We start from the raw sequence: 16,949 nt of genomic DNA, 5'->3' as shown, positions 1-16,949 counted from the left end.
TCACGGCTGATCCGGCTGCCTGATCCGGGCTGATCCGGACCGAAGCTCGCGCGGACTAGGAGGCTCGCACGCCCGCCGGAGCCTTGAGTCCCGGTCCCGTCCCGCCGTCCGGGTCGCCGCCGCCCGCCGTGCGCTGCGCGGGCAGCGGCGCCCGCAGCCGCCGCGGCCCGGAGAGCGCGTACACCAGCCCGAATCCGGCGCCGACGACGACCGCGCCGCCCACCGCGTCGAGGACCCAGTGGTTGGCGGTGGCGACGATCGCGCACACCGTGATCAGCGGGTGGAGCACGCCGAGCAGCTTCTGCCAGCCCTTCGGCGCCAGGACGACGATCACGATCCCGCACCACAGCGACCAGCCGAAGTGCAGCGAGGGCATCGCCGCGTACTGGTTGGAGATCGCGGTCATGGCCCCGTACGACGGGTTGGCCAGATCCTGCGGACCGTGGACGGTGTCGATGAAGCCGAGGCCGGGCATCAGGCGCGGCGGCGCGAGCGGGTACAGCCAGAAGCCTATGAGAGCCAGGACGGTCGCCAACCCCAGCGAGGCCCGGGCCCAGCGGTAGTCGCCCGGGCGGCGCCAGTACAGGACGGCCAGGATCGTCAGCGGGACCACGAAGTGGAAGGAGGTGTAGTAGAAGTTGAAGAACGCCTCCAGCCAGGGAGTGCCGACGACCGCGTGGTTCACGGCGTGTTCGATGTCCATGCCCAGGGCCCGCTCGATCCCGAGGATCTGGCTGCCGTTGCCCTCGGCGAGGTCGCGGCTGGTGGGCGCGGCGGCCCTGATGTGCGAGTAGAGCGAGTAGCCGACCCGTATCAGCAGCAGTTCCAGCAGCAGGTTGGGCCGGGAGAGCACGCGCCGCCAGAACGGCAGCAGCGGCACCCGCTGCCACCGGGCGGCCGCGGGCTTCCCGTACGCCGTCGGTACCGGCTCGCGCCAGTACGTCGAGGAGCGCGGCAGGAACGGTACGGCGCAGGCGGCGGCCAGCGCGGCGAGCAGCAGCACGTTGTCGCGTACGGGCGCCAGCGCGGCCAGGTTGGGCAGCAGCACCGCGCTGGGCAGGGTCATGATCAGGACGACGGCGACGGGCCACACGGGCCGGTCGGCGGCGCGCCTGCCGACCTTGCCCGCGACGGCGAGGAGCACCCACAGCAGCTGGTGGCGCCACCCGGCCGGGGACACCGCGACGGCCACGCAGCCGGTGATCGCGACGGCGAGCAGCAGCTGCCCGTCGCGGGCGTAGCGGACGGCGCGCCGCAGCCCGACGAAGGCGATGCCGGCCGCGAGGGCGGCGTAGAGCACGATCTCGGCGGGTCCGGTCAGGCCGAGGCGCAGCAGGGCGCCGTGCACGGACTGGTTGGCGAGGCTGTCGGGGCCCTCGCCGAGGCCGGTTCCGGCGAGGTGGTGGATCCAGTAGGTCCACGAGTCGCGCGGCATCGCCGCCCAGGACAGCGTGGTGGCTCCGGCGAAGGTGACGGCGGCGGCCCCGGCGGCGGGCCGGCGGCCGGTCAGCCACAGGAGCGGGGCGAAGAGCAGCAGGGCGGGCTGGAGGGCGGCGGCCAGACCGATGAGGAAACCCGCCTGCCGCCCGCCGCCGGGGACGCGGAAGACGCCCAGGAGCACCAGGAGTACGGGCAGGACGGCGGTCTGGCTCGGTGAGGCGGCGTCACGGACGGGCAGCGACACCATCATCAGGGCGGTCAGCACCGGCGCGGCGAGCAGGGCGGTGCGGCGCGGCACGGGGTCGGGCAGACCCCGGGCGGCGACCAGGCCGACCGCGGCGACGAACAGCAGCGTCAGGGAGATCCAGGCGACCTCCAGGGACGGCGCGGCGAGGGCTACGAACGGTTTGAGGACCAGCCCGGCGAAGGGCGTGCCGGTGAAGTGGCCGGAGTCGTAGAGCGAGCCCGGAAGACCGCCGGGGAGGTGGAAGCCGCTGAGCCACTGGCCCGGTGGGACGCTCAGCACGACGGCGGCCTGTCTGACGGCGAGTGCGCCCGCCAGCGCCCACAGCAGGAGGCGCGCCGCCCCCAGTCTGCTGTCGTCCCCGCTACCGCCTATGACTCCGGCATGTCCGTGCCCACCACCGTGCTCCGCCGCGTTAGCCACGCCTCGCCGGCCTCCCGCCCTGTTGACGCAACCCCGACTTCGCCCGGCTGCCGCGTTTCGTGCCCCGTTCCGTTACGGGGACGACGATATCCCGCGCGCGATACCTAGGATGGCCCGCATGAGCATCGTGAAGATCAACGCACTGACCGTGCCGGCCGAGCAGCGGGAGGTCCTGGAGCAGCGTTTCGCCTCGCGGGCGGGAACGGTGGAGAACTCGGACGGGTTCGAGTGGTTCGAGCTGCTGCGGCCCGTGGAGGGCACCGACCAGTACCTGGTCTACACGCGGTGGCGCTCGGAGGAGGACTTCCAGGCGTGGATGGAAGGGCCGATGAAGGCGGCGCATCAGGGCGGCGGCGGTGCGGGGGCCGGGGCTGGTGGTGCGGGTGCGGGTGCGGCCGGTGGCGAGGGCGCCGGGCGTCCGAAGCCGGCGGCCACGGGTTCGTCGGTGTGGTCGTTCGAGGTCGTGCAGCAGGCGGCGCCGAAGAAGGTGTGACGGTGGGGTGAGGAGCGGCGGGGCTTGTGACGGCCCCTCGGGCAGGGGCGCGCGAGCGGCTCTGGCCAGGGTGGCCGGGTCAGGCGGAGGCTTCGGGCCGGGCGGGCCGGGGCTACGGGTCGCTCCTCCTCCGCAGCTGCCGGCCGATCGGGGCTTCGGCCCGTCCGGCTGCCGTTCACCCCCGGTGGGCTGCCGGCCGGCAGCAGTCAGCTGTCGGCTTTGTCGGCTGTCAGGTTTGTCAGCCGTCAGCTGTCAGCTGTCGGCTGTCAGCTCCAGAAGGTGTCTTCCTCGTCGAGGTCGGCCGTGCACTGGTCGATGTCGGTGATCTTGTGGCCGACGATGGTGAAGAACAGGCCCTGCCGGATCTCGATGCCGCGGTCGCCGCGGTCAGCGCGCGCCGTGTGGAAACTCATGACGTGGCCGCGGCCGTCGGCGAGGACCGACTCGAGGTGGAGGTCGAGGGTGCCGCCGGTCTCCTCGCCGAGGCGGCGGTAGAGGTCCATGACGTTCTCCCGCCCCTTGTGGTGCCCGGAGAGCGGGTTGTCGCCGGGCACGTGGTGGATGACGTCGGCCGTCATCAACGAGGCCAGCACGTCCATGTCGCCCCGGGCGAAGGCCTCGTAGCCGCGGCGGATCAGGGCACAGTCGGGATGCTCGGACATGGTGTGTCACACCCTCCGGAACGCATGGTTTATCCGTTTTTCCCATCATCCGCCCGCGCCTGTGGATATTGCACGCCAGAGATCCGCAGCGAACTCCACAATGACGCCATGACCACACACAGCGAACACCCCGCACAGTCAGGTACGGGCGCGGCCCCTCTGACGGGCACGGCCCCTCTGACGGGCACGACCCCTCCCCCAGGGACCCCTCCCCCAGGGACCCCTTCCTCATGGACCCCTTCCTCATGGACCCGTTCCTCATGGACCGTCGCCCCCGAGTCCTTCACCACACCCGCCGCCACGAGCCTGCGCCGCGCTTACTACGCCGAGGTCGCCGGACGCTACTGGAAACGGTCCGTCACGGAGGCCGAGATCGATCAGGGGCTCCTGGACTTCCCCGACGAGGGCCTGGCCCCACCCACGGGGCAGTTCGTCGTGGGCCGGTTGGAGGGAGAGCCCCTGGCGTGCGGCGGCATACGCCTCATCGACCCGATCACCGCCGAGCTCACCCGGGTGTACGTCGACCGGCGCGCCCGCGGTACCGGCGGCGGCGCGGCCCTGCTCGAGGTCCTGGAGGAGCAGGCCCGCGCGCTGGGCGCCGAACGGATCCGGCTGGACACCAGGTCCGACTTGGTGGAGGCCCGAGCCCTGTACGCGCGGCAGGGGTATGCGGAGATACCGGCGTACAACTCGGGCCCGTATGCGGAGCACTGGTTCGAGAAGCACCTGGTCTGACGCTTCGCGGCCCTCCGCGGCCGGTCGAGCCGAGCCCCGGCCCGGCCCGCCCTCGACCGGCTAGTGCGCGGCGTGGTCGCGGCGCGACGCGGCGCGGTAGGGCTCCTCTTCGTCCGACCCGCACAGCTCGGCGTTGATCTCGTGGACGAGCTTGACCAGGTCGGTCGGGCGGTCGGGGCCCCACCAGTCGCCGAGGAGCTCGGCGAGGGACTCCTCCCGTGCGGCGGAGAGCCTGGCCGCCGCCTCGCGCCCCTGGTCGGTCAGGGTCAGCGCGAGCCCGTCCCGTACCGCCAGGTGGCGCCCCTCGACCTGGCGGGCGGCTTCGGTGATGGTCTTCAACGGCACGATGGTGCGCTCGGCCAGTACGGCGGGCTCCGCCGACCCGTACTTGTTGATCCGCAGCAGCAGCCAGCTCGCGGCGGGCAGCAGGTCGTAGCCCGCCTTCTCGGTGATCTTCTCGTACACGTGCCGACGGCCCTCCCTGGTGCCGAGCACCGACAGCGCCCGGGCGACCTCGTCCCGGGAAGACCGCTCGACGGGGTTCGAGGCGAGGGTCTCCGTCACATCGGGCGCGGTGACCGAGGCGCGCAGCTTGTCCTCCTTGAGGAACCAGGCGATCACGAACGCGATGAGGACGACGGGCACAGCGTAGAGGAAGACATCGGTGATGGAGGTGGCGTAGGCGTCGAGCACACGGGGTCTCGCTTCGGCGGGGAGCGCACTGATGGCCCGCGGGTCGGCCTCCAACTGCGCCGCTCCCGCACCGGGCGGCAGCGGGACACCCGCGAGGGCGGTGGCCAGCTCGCCGGCGAGACGGTTGGTGAAGATCGTGCCGAAGATCGCGACGCCGAAGGAGGCGCCGATGGAACGGAAGAAGGTCGCCCCGGAGGTGGCGACGCCGAGATCCGCGTAACTGACGGAGTTCTGCACCACCAGCACGAGCACCTGCATGACCAGGCCGAGTCCCGCACCGAAGACGAAGAAGTAGACGCTCATCTCCCAGGTGGAGCTGGTCCGGTGCAGTTGGTGCAGCAGCAGCAGGCCGACGGCGGTGACGGCGGTTCCGGTGATGGGAAAGACCTTCCACCGCCCGGTACGGCTGACGATCTGACCCGAGGCCGTGGAGGAGATGAGCATGCCGAGCACCATCGGCAGCATGTGGACCCCGGACATCGTCGGCGAAACGCCCTGGACGACTTGGAGGAAGGTCGGCAGATAGACCATCGCGCCGAACATGGCGAAACCCACGACGAAGCTGATCACCGAGCAGAGGGTGAAGGTGCGGATGCGGAACAGCTTCAGCGGGAGCACCGGCTCCGCGGCCCTGCGCTCCACGAGGACGAAGGCGACGAGCAGCACCGCGCCGAGCACGGCGAGCCCGATGATCTGGACCGAGCCCCAGTCCCAGGTGGTACCGCCGAGGGAGGCGACCAGCACCAGACAGGTGGCGACGGACGCGATGAGGAAGGTGCCGAGGTAGTCGATGGTGTGCTTGGAGGAGCGCACCGGAATGTGCAGCGCGGTGGCGATGACGGCGAGCGCGACGAGACCGATCGGGAGGTTGATGTAGAACACCCAGCGCCAGGACAGGTGGTCGACGAAGAGGCCGCCCAGCAGAGGGCCCAGCACACTGGTCGCACCGAAGACACCACCGAACAGGCCCTGGTACTTGCCGCGTTCACGCGGTGGCACGATGTCGCCGACGATCGCCATGGACAGCACGATCAGTCCGCCACCGCCCAGTCCCTGGAGCGCTCGGAAGCCGATGAGCTGCGCCATGTCCTGGGCGATGCCGCACAGGGCGGAGCCGACGAGGAAGAGCACGATGGCGTACTGGTACAGCTTCTTGCGCCCGTACTGGTCGCCGAGCTTGCCCCACAGGGGGGTGGCGGCGGTCGAGGCGAGCATGTAGGCGGTGACGACCCAGGACAGGTGCGCCATGCCGCCCAGCTCGCTGACGATGGTCGGCAGGGCGGTGGAGACGATGGTCTGGTCGAGAGCGGCGATCAGCAAGCCCAGCAGCAGGGCGCCGATGGAGACGAGAACCTCACGGGAGGCGCGCTCGGCGGCGGGTCCGGAGTTCTGCGGGCCCCGGCCGTGGCCCGCGGCATCCGTGGTCACATCCTGAGCCATCGATTCCTCCTCAGGGCGGATCAACATCTCCATCGTGCGCGGTGTGTCCGGTTATGGCCTGTCGGCGGGGCGGGCGGAGGGTTGGGAGCCGCCCGGCGGGTCTGCATAATGCCTGGCAGTGTCCAGGGAGGGATTCCAGTGAACGGTGAGCACTGTCCAGATTGCGGCGCCCGCAGTGCGCGCTGCCGGTGCGTGCCGGGTGCGGGTTTCGACCCCTTGCGCATCCGCCCGTACGTCTCGCTGCCCGACCCGGGCGAACCACACGCCGAGGACGAGCTGCCGCCACCGCCACCGATAGCCACCCCGATACGACCCGTCCGACCCGTCCAGCCCGTCCGACCCGTCGTGACGTCGGCCTCCGAGGCCGACACCCCGGTACACGGAACACCGGCGTTCCCCGGACCCCAGGCGCACCGGCCCTGGCCCGACATCGAGCCTGACGACCGCCGCCACGCCAAGGCCGAGACCCCACGGCACGACACCGAGCCGGGCCGGCGCGACGCCGAGGCCGAGGCCGGGCCGCGTGACGCCGGGGCCGAGGCCGGTCCGCGCGGGGCCGGGGGCGAGGCCGGGCCGCGTGACGCCGAGGCCGGGCCGCGCGGGGCCGGAGCCGGGCCATACGAGGGTCGGGCTGCGGAGGGCTGGCAGGACGGGAACGTCGGACGTGCCGGGCACGCCCCGGGCGACGGGCCCGCCCCGCGCGAGGCCGGGTACGCGCCGGACGCGAGCCAGGGGCTCGGGGCCGGGCAGGCGCCGCACGGAGGGCAGGAGCCGCCTGCGGGACAGGTACCACACGGCGGCCATGGGCCGCATGCCGGGCAGGCGCCACACGGTGAGCAGGCGCTGGACGCTGGGCAGGCGCCGCACGCTGGGCAGGCGTTGGACCCGGCCGAGACGATGCAGCTCCGTGCTGTCCCGGAGTCCGGGACGGTCCCGAGCGCATTCGGGGGCGGGGGGAGGGGAGGGGGAGGGGGCCCCGAGACGCGGACCAGCCCCGCCTTCCGCCGACTGCTCCCGCTCCTCATCGCCGCAGCCGCGGTGGTCGTCCTCGGGGGGACGGCCATGGCCCTGTGGGCGCTCCCGGGCTCCGCGGAGAAGGACACCGCCCTCCTGGACGCGAAGGCGTCGACCCCCGTGACGAGCGCCGCCCAGGCCGCCCCGTCCCAGAGCCCGACCACCACCGGCTCCGCCAGCCCCTCCCCCTCGGCCTCGGCTTCGCCGTCCCCGTCGCCCAGCGCGTCCAAGTCGCCCTCACCCTCCGCGAGCGCATCCCGCTCGTCGGCACCGCCTTCCCCCAGCGCCTCACCGAGCACCAGCCCGACCCCCAGCCCGACACCGCCTGCGGCGGCCCCCACCCTGCGCTACGGAGACTCGGGCGCCGAGGTCGAGAAGCTTCAGCGCCTCCTGGCCGCGAGGGGCATGTACACCGGCAAGATCAACGGCAGGTTCGACTGGAGGGTGGAGAACGCCGTGTCGACCTTCCAGTACCAGAACAACATCGACGACGAGGAATGGGGCGTCTACGGCCCGATCACCCGCAAGGCGCTGGAGGGCTGAGGTCCCCGCCGAGCGAGCACCGGCCACGCGCTCCTTTCGGGCCTACCGGGCCCGGCGGCGTTGTCAGTGGTGGCGTGCAGGATCAGGGCGTCAGTATTTCTGCGGAGATGGGAAGCGCCACGCCGATGACGAACCAGTTGGTAGCGGGACACACGTTTCTGCGGGAGATGTACCAGGACTCGTACTTCCCCGATCACATCGTCGACCGGGGTGCGGCGATCCTGTTGCGCCTCTGCGAGCGGGTTGAAGCTGAGCAGCCGTCGGACCTGGAGGCCCTCTACGCGCTCACGCAGGCCGCGACGGAGGAGTTCAACCTGCTGGACGCGGAGTTCGCGGCAGCCGGCAGCGGGATCGAGACGACGGCGCGTGAGGCGATCGCCGAGGGCTTCTGGTTCGTCGCGTCGGCGTACGGATTCGCTGACGCGGATGTCGAAAAGCTGATCGCCACCCGGGACTGGTGAGGACCGGAAGGCTGTTTGCCCGACCGGACGAGCTCACAGGTTGAGGGCAGCTCCGATCAGCATGCCGTTGTGGGGCTGACGGGCCTGCGGCACTTCCACCACCAGCCACCACCACCGCCATGGGCGCTTCCCATGCGCCCCCTCCTGCCCCCGGCCTGACCTCGCTTCCGCTCCCGCTCCTGGACACCACCGGCTGCGGGGGTTCCGAAGCCCGAAACGACAGGGCCTCAGGCCAAAGGGGACCGGCGTCACACCTCCGGTGGTGGCGCCGAGCGCCAGTATTTTGTATCGTGGAGGAACAAAGTGGTTCCGTCCTCACTCCCTGACCGGGGGACGGAACCACTTGTTCTCCTTTCCCACCCGTCTGGAGCCCGCCGATGCCGGCCAGCACCACCGCCACCAACGCCCCCACCACCGCACCCGTCGTCCTTACCGCCAAGGCCTTGCTGCTGGACATGGACGGCACCCTGGTGAATTCCGATGCGGTGGTCGAGCGTTGCTGGCGGGAATGGGCGGTGTCGCACGGCCTTGATCCGGAAGAGGCCCTCAAGGTGGTGCACGGCCGGCAGGGCTACGCGACCATGGCGATCCTCCTGCCGGACCGCCCCATGGAGGTCAATCACGCGGAGAACGCCGTGATGCTGGCGCGCGAGACCGCCGACACCGACGGCGTGGTACCGGTTCCCGGCGCCCCGGACTTCATGGCGTCCATCGCCGACCTGCCGCATGCCCTGGTCACCTCCGCCGACCTGGCCCTGGCGACGGCACGGATGTCCGTCGCGGCCCTGCCGATGCCGGCGGTACGGGTCACCGCCGAATCCGTCCACGCCAGCAAGCCCCACCCCGAGGGCTTCCTCAAGGGGGCCGCCGCCCTCGGCATGGACCCGGCCGACTGCATCGTCTTCGAGGACTCGGCCGCAGGCATCGCGGCCGGCCAGGCGGCGGGCATGCGCGTCATCGGCATCGGCCCCCGCGCGGCGGCGCACCACCCGACGGCCCACGTCCCGGACCTCACATCCCTCCGCGTCACGGCGGCGGCAGACGGCTCGATCGAGATCACGGTCCACGCGGGGGCCTGAGCGGGACGGGTGTGCGCCGGCGGGCATGAGCCGGTCGCGGGTGGCCTTGTTTCACTCGAGCCTGGTCAGCGAGGGTTCGGGATTTCCCGCCCGTCCCACTGCCTCGCCAGGTCGGGCCACCCCGCCAAGGGCGCTGCTCCTTCGTCGTCGCGTCGCTGCGCGATGGCCTGCGGCCGTCCTCGACAGGCCGTCCCGCCCCGGAACGACGAGGACAGGCGGGAACCCCCCAAGGAACGGTCCATTCGTGGAATCACGAAGGCACATCAGGGACCTACGCCTGGCTCCGGGGAGACAGCCGCCAGAATCCCGGCTCGGGGCGACAACCACCCGCTCCCGGTCGGGGCGCCCCAACCGCGCCTGGCCTCGACGAGATGCCCTTGGCAGCGAGGCAGCGGGGCGACGTGCGCGTCCGACCGCTGGGTGATTCTCGTCGCTCAACGTCCGAGGGCCGCCCTGGGCATCGGAACGGGGCTGCCTCGGATGACCGTGCGGCGGGTGAGGTGATCCGGCAGCGGTCAGTGCGGAACGGGCCGAGACGGGCGACGCCACGTGCGGTCATGGGGGCGTTGTGGATGACCGCGCCGGGGAGGACGTCCGCCTCATTCCGGCTTGGTACGTCGGGTTACCTGACGGATCCAGGGAGGCCGCCCGGGCTCCTGAGCAGGTAACCGTTCTGGTGCGTCCAGGCGCGTATGCGCGCGTGCTCCGCTGACTCCGGCTCACAGCGCAAGGATGTCGCCTTGACGGCTGAAGACCCGTCACCCCGCGTGCGGGCCTGCTGCTTCGCGTCCGTTGGTCGCTGATCGGTCATGTGTCGACCGTACGGGTTGGCACTGACAACGGGGCCGGGTGCGGGTGGGGGTGGGGCCGGCTGGGGCCGGGGGGGCCGGGGGGCCGGTTGCCGATGGTCCGGCCCCCGCCGCGCGGCGTCAGCCTGCGATGGCCTCGTAGAGCGAGAACGCCGCCAGGGCTGCCATGACAGCCGCCGCGATCTTGGTGATCAGGCGCAGCGGGACGTACTTCATCAGGGTGCGGCCGCCCAGGATGCCGATGCCCGCGACCGCCCACAGGGCGAGTACGGCGCCGATGCCGACGGAGACGGGGTTGTCGTAGCGGGCGGCCAGGTTCGCCGTCATGATCTGGGTCAGGTCGCCGAACTCGGCGACCAGGATGAGCATGAAGCCGGCACCGGAGACCTTCCAGAAGGACTGGTCGGCGGGCGGCTTGACCTCCTCTTCGCCGTCGTCCTTCTTCCACAGCAACATGGCCGCGCCCGCGAGGAAGAGGACGCCGACGACGGCCTGCACGAGACGGTGCGGGAGCAGGGTGAGGACGCTTCCGGCGGCGATGGCGAGGGCGACGTGGACGGCGAAGGCGGCCGCGACGCCCGCGAAGACGTACGAGGCGCGGTAGCGGGTGCCGAGCATCAGGCCGGCGAGGGCCGTCTTGTCGGGGAGCTCGGCGAGGAAGACGACGCCGAAGGCGATCGCCGTGACGCTGAAGCTGAACACGGGGTGGAACCTCAATCGGTCGGGCGGGGGCGCCGTCTTACCGAGAGACCTGGTGGTGCGTGTGCCAGGGGTCGCTTCGGCTCGGCGGCGCCCTGGCTGCGTATGCGCGCATACGCGTGGACAGGACACTGCGGCCGAAGGTCTCGCTGGCCGGCCGCTGTGCGGCCTGCCTCCGGGCGCCGGCTGGGGTGACCCAGCAGTATGTCGACGGTCCGGCGAAGAGCTACTCCCCTTCTGCTCGGACCAGGGTACGCGACGTCGGGGGGCGCCCGGAATGGGCCCTTGGTCCTGCTCTATACGCGGCATCGAGCCCCACGGCGACGGAATCCCAACTTCCGCTTGAAAGAACCGGGTTGCTTGGCTTGATCTGACGTGCCCATGTCGCCAGGCTGTCACCCGGCGCCCCTCCCCGCGACACCTGGCGCCGCGATCATGGCCGCGCCCCGCCGGGGCCGCACGGCCACACCCCCCGCACCCAGGGAGCCCCTCATGGCACTCATACCCACCGTCTACGCGCGTCGAATTGGCGTGTTCGCATCAGCCGTCGCTCTCGCGTCCCTCACCTCCCTCGTCAATGCCCCCGCCGCCCAGGCCGCCCCGCCGGCTCCCATCAGCGCGTCGGCCGCCCGCTCGTACCTGGCGACGGTGACCCCGCGCGCGGAAGGGTCCAGCAGTGGTTACAGCCGCGACCTCTTCCCGCACTGGAGCACGGTCTCCGGCAGCTGCAACACCCGCGAGACCGTCCTGAAGCGGGACGGCGTGAACGTCGTACAGGACTCCTCATGCGCCGCGGTGAGCGGATCCTGGTACTCCGAGTACGACGGCGCCACCTGGACGGCCGCCGCCGACCTGGACATCGACCACGTCGTGGCGCTTTCCGAGGCCTGGCGCTCCGGCGCCGCCTCCTGGACCACCGCCAAGCGCCAGCAGTTCGCCAACGACCTCACCCGCCCGCAGCTCATCGCGGTCACCGACAACGTGAACCAGGCCAAGGGCGACCTCGACCCCGCCGAGTGGATGCCCTCGCGCACCGCCTACCGCTGTACGTACGCGCGGATGTGGGTGCACGTGAAGCAGTACTGGGCCCTCAGCATGGACTCGGCGGAGAAGAACTCCCTTGTGAACGTCCTCAACGGCTGCTGATTCCGGGCGGGCAGGCCCCCTCCCCCGGGCGGGGGAGGCTTTCCCCCGCCAGGGGGAGGCTAGGCTCCCCCTCCACGTCGTACCGTGATCAAAGGGGCTACGGAGGAGGGGGAGTTACATGGCCGGATTGCGTCTGGGGCCGCTGCTGCGCCACGTCGATTGGGACACGGGCGGATCCGCCACGATATGGGTCGAGGCGGACCGCCCGTGCACGGCCGAGGTGCGGTGTGCGGGCGGGGCCCGAGGCAGTGCGCGCACCTTCCAGGTCGCCGGTCACCATTACGCGCTGGTACCGGTGACCGGCCTGACTCCCGGGACGTCCACGGCGTATGAGGTGCTGCTCGACGGGGTCCGGGTGTGGCCGCTGGAGGGCAGCGGATTCCCGCCGAGCACGATCACCACTCCTGGCATGTCCGGGAGCGATCCTGGTCTGCGCGTCACCTTCGGATCCTGTCGGCAGGCCGCGCCGCCCGCCGGGAAACGCGGGCCGCACGGGGCGGACGCGCTCGACACCCTCGCGGCGCACCTGGCCGCCGACCCGGAGGCGGTGCGCCCGGACGTCCTTCTGCTGCTGGGGGACCAGGTGTATGCGGACGCGCTGTCGCAGGAGACCCAGCAGTGGCTGGCGGCCCGGCGGGACTTGCGGGATCCGCCGGGCGCGCAGGTCGCGGACTATGAGGAGTACACGCGGCTCTACTACGAATCCTGGCTGGATCCGGAGATCCGCTGGCTGCTGTCGACGGTTCCGAGCCTGCACATATTCGACGACCACGACGTCATCGACGACTGGAACACGAGCGCGGCGTGGCTGGCGGAGATGCGGGCGACGCCGTGGTGGCAGGAGCGGGTCATCAGCGGACTGATGTCGTACTGGGTGTACCAGCACCTGGGCAACCTCTCCCCCGCCGAGCTGGAGGCCGACGGGTTGTACGGGGCGGTGCGTGACGCCCCCGACGGCACGGATCTGCTGCGCTCGTTCGCCTCCGCGGCCGACACCGACCCGGCGACGGTGAGCTGGAGCTACCGGCGGGACTTCGGCCGGACGCGGCTGCTGATGGTGGACACCCGCGCCGCGCGCGTGCTGGCCGAGGACGATCGGGCGATGCTCGACCCGGCGGAGCAGGGGTGGTTGCGGGAGAACGCGCTCGCGGGGCTCGGAGGATTCGACCATCTGCTGATCGGGTCGTCGCTGCCGTGGCTGATGCCGCCGTTGATCCATGACGCGGAGACGTGGAACGCCGCGCTGTGCCGCGGGGAGCGGGGGCCTCGGTGGGCGAGCATCGGTGAGAATCTGCGGAGGCGCAGCGATCTTGAGCACTGGGCGGCGTTCCCCGCCTCGTTCGCGGCGCTGACCGATCTGGTCGAAGAGGTCGGGACGGGGCCTCGGGCGCCGGCGACGGTGTGCGTGCTCTCGGGGGACGTGCACCACGCGTATGTGGCCGAGCCGCTCATACCCAGCACGGCGCGGGTGTTCCAGCTGACGTGCTCGCCGGTGCACAACTCCATCCACACGGCGGTGAAGCTGGGCTTCCGGCTGGGCTGGTCGCGGTGGGGGCGGTGGCTGGGGCGCGGCTTCTCGCGGCACGGGCGTACGGGGCGGCCGCCGGTGAGCTGGCGGCGTACGGGCGGGCCGTGGTTCGGGAACCAGTTGATGACGCTGGCGCTGGCGGGTCGGACGGCCCGGTTGCGGCTGGACCAGGCGCGCGGGGGCGACCGGAAGCAGGGCGGTGCCCGGTTGGTGACGGTACTGGACCGGGAGCTCACCGGGGCGGAGTAGGGTGCGGGCCTGCCGGAGGTGTCGCGCCGGGTGTGGGGTGCCGGGCGGGTGGTCTGCCGGGTGCGGTGTGCCGGTGTGACAGCGAGGTCTGACGCACCGGAGGTCCGGGGGCGCCCCGGGCATCCGGTGGGTGGACGCCGGGCGTACGCTGTGTGGCTGTCAAGCCGCTCCTGCCGCTCCTGCCGCTCCCCCGCGTCGTCGCGGCGCTTCATGCCGCTGCACGTCAACCGGACTGGGGAGTCCCGCTTTGTTTGAGACTCTGGGGTCGCTGACCGCGAGCCCATGGATCTACGCCGTGGTGGCGCTGTCCGTCGTGCTCGACGTGTTCCTTCCGGTTCTGCCGAGCGGGGTTCTGGTGATCACCGCTGCGGCGGCGGCCGCGGCCGCCGGGGCGGCGGGGCCGGTGGGGCCGGTGGGGCCGGTGGCGGTGCCCGCGCAGGTGCCGGACATCCTGGCGCTGCTCGTGATCGCCACGACGGCTTCGGTGCTGGGTGACATGGCCGCGTACCGGCTGGCTCGGCGCGGGGGTGCCCGCCTGGACCGGGCCATCGCCCGTTCCCGCCGGCTGTCCCGGGCCCACGAACGCCTCGGTACGGCGCTGGCCCGGGGTGGCGGCGCCCTGGTGGTGATCGCCCGCTTCGCCCCGGCCGGGCGCTCGGTGGTCTCGTTGGGCGCGGGCAAGACGCACCGCAAGGTGAAGGAGTTCCTGCCCTGGTCGATGCTGGCGGGAATGGCCTGGGCGGGGTACAGCGTGGCCCTGGGCTATTTCGGTACCCAGTGGCTGGGGACGCAGTGGCTGGGGACGGCCGTCTCCATCGTGGCGTTGTTCGCGGCGGGTGCGCTGGCGGCGTTCCTCGTACGGCGCCCGGCCGCGCCGGCGGCAGCAGCCGCAGCGGCGCCGGCGGCATAGACGGGAACGGACTCGACGGCCCCAGGGCGGGTGAGTGCTCGAGGCTCCCTCGGGTGGAGTAGTGGCTCACCCGTTCACCCGGCCCCGATCGCCTCCCCCGTCCTGGGCTTCTAGCGTCCAGAGCACGGTGCGCAAACGAAGCCGCGTCACGCCCGTGCCGTGGCCGCGCCGCGTCGAGGAGCCGAGGAGTTCTCTCCATGCCCGCCAAACCGCCCGCCACACCCCTCGCCGAGCCGTCCGTCCACCCGGCCGCCGATCCGGCCGTCCTGCCGTCGGTCCTGCCGTCGGTCCCGCGTGGCACGGGGGCGCGCCGCATGCTGGCCGCCGCGGCAGCGGCGCTCGCCGTCACCGCCGCCGCCCCCGCCACGCTGGCGTACGCCGCCCCCAGCGCCACCGTCGCCCCCAGCACCGTCGCTCCGGGCGGCCGGGTGTCCCTGAACCTCGAGGGCTGCGGCACGACGGTCGGCCGGGCCACCTCCCGAGCGTTCGGGGAGGTACGCCTGACCCCCGCGAACGGCCGGTCCAACAACCTCACCGGGAGCGCCACCGTCTACGGCAACGCCGGCCAGGGCATCCACCCCGTCACCTTCGAGTGCGCGCCCGGCGGTCTGCGCGTCACCGTGTCCCTGACGGTCGCCCCGGGCGGGGCCCGCGGCGGGATGGGCGGAAGCATCGGCTCCAGCAGCACGGGGCAGATCGCCGTGGGCGGCGCCCTCGCCGCGGGCGCGCTCGGGGCAGGAGTCTGGGTCCTGCGGCGACGCGCGTCCGCCTGACCGCGCGTTTCGCGGAACTGGCCGCCGCCCGGTCATGCGGAGGCGGCCTGCCCCCGTACGTGCATCCCGTCGAGCAGCGCGGCGGTGGCTTCGGCGATGGCGTCCACGGCGGCGTCGAACACCTCGCGGTTGTGGGCGGCGGGTGCCCGGAAGCCGGACACCTTCCGTACGTACTGCAGCGCGGCGGCGCGGATCTCCTCCTCGGTGGCCTTCTCGGGGATGACGGGCGGGCGCAGGGTCTTAATGGAGCGGCACATACTCCTACTATCCCGCTACCGGGGCAGCTCGGCCCCGGACAACTTCATGATCAGCCCGGCCTGGAGGCGGCTGCGGAGCTCCGGGTCGGCGACCTCGTCCAGCAGTCCGATGGCCTGCTGCGTGGTCTCGGCGGCCCGCCGGTCGTCGCGCAGCGAGGCGGTCTGGGCGGCCATGTGCCTGAGTGCGATGTCGGCGCGCCGGTGGAAGAGCTGTCCGACCAGGGTGGTGACCAGCCCGACGGAACTGGTCACCACCCCGAGGTACAGCTCGCCGCCGCTTTCCGCCTTCCAGACGGCCAGGGCGATCCCGGCGAGCAGGATCGCCGCGCCGACGCCGGCGAACCGCTGGCTGGTGGCGAAGCTGCTGCGGGCCTGGGTCAGCCCGTAGGCGTAGTACTCGACAAGGATCGGCGTGAACTCGTCCCGCCGGTCGCCGAGTTGGCCGACCGCCGGGTGCTGGATGCCGCCGACGTCATCGAACTTCGGATGCCCGGGCGGGCGGGCGGCGGGTTCGGCTACGTGCGCGAGCAGTCTGGACCTCTCCTCGGCCCGCTTGCGCTCGAAGCCGGCGCTGGCCGCCCGCTCCAGCATCACCAGTGCCGCCGACGCCGCGGCGACCGCCGCGACCACCCCGCCCCACGCGAGCCACTCGCCCATCCCCCGAGGTTCCCACGGCGGAGACGTCCTAGTAACCCCAGCGGGGCTGGCCGCCGTCCTGGCGGCAGTGGATGATGCGCCCGTTCGCGGCGTGCGTGGACCGTCCGACGTCGACCTTGCGGCAGAACTGGCCCGCGCTGTAGCAGTTACCGGCGTTGGAGACGATCTCGCACTCCACGTCGGCGGGCTGGGTTGCCGCCCTGGTGGGCGCCTGGGTCGGGGCCTTGGTCGTCGGCTTCGGGGCGGGCTTGGTGGCGACCGGTGCCACGGGCGCGGCGCCGGGCGCCTTCTGGTCGACCGTGGGCGACACGGTCGCCACGGGCGGCGGAGTGGGCGAGGGGGGCGGAGGGGTCGGGGTGGGGGTCGGCGATGCGCTGGTCGGCGCCGCCGAGGTGACGACGGGCGGCGGCGCGGACACGCCGGACCCCCCGCCCCCGGGCGGCCCGCACGCGACGGCGGCCCCCGCCACCACGACCACGACCACCGCCCGCCGCACGGCCCGCCCGACCCGCCCGGCCGGTCTGCTCCCTCTGCCGCCCTCACCGGTGTCGTTGCTCATCGGTACCCCCACCCTAGAAACGGTTCACACTTCAACGAAGGGCCACATCCTACGAACACCCGCACGACTCCGCTGACTTTTCCCGAAATCCCGCGAACTTCCCCACTCCCGACCGCAGTCGGGCCATGCGCGGCC

16 protein-coding genes are annotated in these 16,949 nt (G+C 72.2%); 9 read left to right on the top strand and 7 right to left on the bottom strand.

From position 1 onward, the window contains the following. Window positions 1-55: 55 nt before the first annotated feature. Window positions 56-2,107 carry a bifunctional glycosyltransferase 87/phosphatase PAP2 family protein gene (locus tag AC07FY_RS01815; protein ID WP_478999109.1) on the bottom strand — a complete coding sequence of 684 codons (2,052 nt, stop codon included), beginning with the start codon at window positions 2,105-2,107 and terminating at the stop codon, window positions 56-58. A gap of 118 nt (window positions 2,108-2,225) precedes the next feature. Between AC07FY_RS01815 and AC07FY_RS01810 the strand changes: the two genes are divergently transcribed. Continuing rightward, window positions 2,226-2,600 carry an antibiotic biosynthesis monooxygenase family protein gene (locus AC07FY_RS01810; RefSeq protein WP_478999108.1) on the top strand — a complete coding sequence of 125 codons (375 nt, stop codon included), beginning with the start codon at window positions 2,226-2,228 and terminating at the stop codon, window positions 2,598-2,600. A 266-nt stretch (window positions 2,601-2,866) separates the two neighbouring features. Here the strand turns inward: AC07FY_RS01810 and AC07FY_RS01805 are convergent, their stop codons facing one another. Further along, on the bottom strand, window positions 2,867-3,262 hold the full coding sequence (locus AC07FY_RS01805; RefSeq protein ID WP_478999106.1) for a nuclear transport factor 2 family protein: 396 nt from the start codon (window positions 3,260-3,262) through the stop codon (window positions 2,867-2,869). A gap of 306 nt (window positions 3,263-3,568) precedes the next feature. Here AC07FY_RS01805 and AC07FY_RS01800 point away from each other — a divergent pair, with 306 nt between their 5' ends. Continuing rightward, window positions 3,569-3,997, top strand: a complete 429-nt coding sequence (locus AC07FY_RS01800; protein ID WP_478999827.1) for a GNAT family N-acetyltransferase — start codon at window positions 3,569-3,571, stop codon at window positions 3,995-3,997. Window positions 3,998-4,057: 60 nt separating this feature from the next. On the opposite strand, the gene AC07FY_RS01795 is transcribed toward AC07FY_RS01800, so the two are convergent. Continuing rightward, window positions 4,058-6,130 (bottom strand): MDR family MFS transporter, encoded by a 2,073-nt coding sequence (locus AC07FY_RS01795; protein WP_478999104.1) that lies wholly within the window; start codon window positions 6,128-6,130, stop codon window positions 4,058-4,060. Window positions 6,131-7,192: 1,062 nt separating this feature from the next. Here AC07FY_RS01795 and AC07FY_RS01790 point away from each other — a divergent pair. The 3 genes from AC07FY_RS01790 to AC07FY_RS01780 all read left to right on the top strand — a co-directional run bounded on the left by AC07FY_RS01790 (window position 7,193) and on the right by AC07FY_RS01780 (window position 9,227). Beyond that, complete coding sequence (locus AC07FY_RS01790; RefSeq protein ID WP_478999103.1) at window positions 7,193-7,687, top strand: peptidoglycan-binding domain-containing protein; 495 nt, start codon at window positions 7,193-7,195, stop codon at window positions 7,685-7,687. Window positions 7,688-7,794: 107 nt separating this feature from the next. Then, complete coding sequence (locus tag AC07FY_RS01785) at window positions 7,795-8,148, top strand: DUF5713 family protein (RefSeq protein ID WP_478999824.1); 354 nt, start codon at window positions 7,795-7,797, stop codon at window positions 8,146-8,148. Window positions 8,149-8,525: 377 nt separating this feature from the next. Continuing rightward, entirely contained in the window at window positions 8,526-9,227 is a 702-nt protein-coding gene (locus AC07FY_RS01780; protein ID WP_478999101.1) for an HAD-IA family hydrolase, read from the top strand. Between the two features lie 929 nt (window positions 9,228-10,156). On the opposite strand, the gene AC07FY_RS01775 is transcribed toward AC07FY_RS01780, so the two are convergent. Next, the gene (locus tag AC07FY_RS01775) at window positions 10,157-10,738 is read right to left on the bottom strand and encodes a TMEM165/GDT1 family protein (protein ID WP_478999099.1); all 582 of its coding nucleotides are present in this window, start codon (window positions 10,736-10,738) and stop codon (window positions 10,157-10,159) included. A gap of 498 nt (window positions 10,739-11,236) precedes the next feature. On the opposite strand from AC07FY_RS01775, the gene AC07FY_RS01770 reads away from it, so the two are divergent. The 4 genes from AC07FY_RS01770 to AC07FY_RS01755 all read left to right on the top strand — a co-directional run bounded on the left by AC07FY_RS01770 (window position 11,237) and on the right by AC07FY_RS01755 (window position 15,341). Then, window positions 11,237-11,881, top strand: coding sequence for an HNH endonuclease family protein (locus AC07FY_RS01770; RefSeq protein WP_478999821.1), 645 nt, complete (start codon window positions 11,237-11,239; stop codon window positions 11,879-11,881). Window positions 11,882-11,999: 118 nt separating this feature from the next. Further along, window positions 12,000-13,658: an alkaline phosphatase D family protein gene (locus AC07FY_RS01765; RefSeq protein WP_478999097.1), complete on the top strand. Its 1,659-nt coding sequence runs from the start codon at window positions 12,000-12,002 to the stop codon at window positions 13,656-13,658. 247 nt (window positions 13,659-13,905) lie between these two features. Further along, window positions 13,906-14,568, top strand: coding sequence for a DedA family protein (locus tag AC07FY_RS01760; RefSeq protein WP_478999095.1), 663 nt, complete (start codon window positions 13,906-13,908; stop codon window positions 14,566-14,568). 197 nt (window positions 14,569-14,765) lie between these two features. Beyond that, window positions 14,766-15,341 carry a hypothetical protein gene (locus AC07FY_RS01755; protein WP_478999093.1) on the top strand — a complete coding sequence of 192 codons (576 nt, stop codon included), beginning with the start codon at window positions 14,766-14,768 and terminating at the stop codon, window positions 15,339-15,341. A 32-nt stretch (window positions 15,342-15,373) separates the two neighbouring features. Here AC07FY_RS01755 and AC07FY_RS01750 read toward each other — a convergent pair whose 3' ends face one another. Genes AC07FY_RS01750 through AC07FY_RS01740 form a run of 3 tightly spaced genes read right to left on the bottom strand, consistent with a single transcriptional unit; the run spans window position 15,374 to window position 16,814 of the window. Then, the gene (locus tag AC07FY_RS01750; protein WP_478999091.1) at window positions 15,374-15,598 is read right to left on the bottom strand and encodes a DUF2277 domain-containing protein; all 225 of its coding nucleotides are present in this window, start codon (window positions 15,596-15,598) and stop codon (window positions 15,374-15,376) included. Window positions 15,599-15,613: 15 nt separating this feature from the next. After that, entirely contained in the window at window positions 15,614-16,255 is a 642-nt protein-coding gene (locus AC07FY_RS01745; protein ID WP_478999089.1) for a TRADD-N-associated membrane domain-containing protein, read from the bottom strand. A gap of 28 nt (window positions 16,256-16,283) precedes the next feature. Continuing rightward, complete coding sequence (locus AC07FY_RS01740; RefSeq protein ID WP_478999088.1) at window positions 16,284-16,814, bottom strand: hypothetical protein; 531 nt, start codon at window positions 16,812-16,814, stop codon at window positions 16,284-16,286. Window positions 16,815-16,949: the final 135 nt, after the last annotated feature.

Source organism: Streptomyces sp. NPDC045967, assembly GCF_056430495.1.
This window is presented reverse-complemented; position numbering and strand designations above follow the sequence as displayed.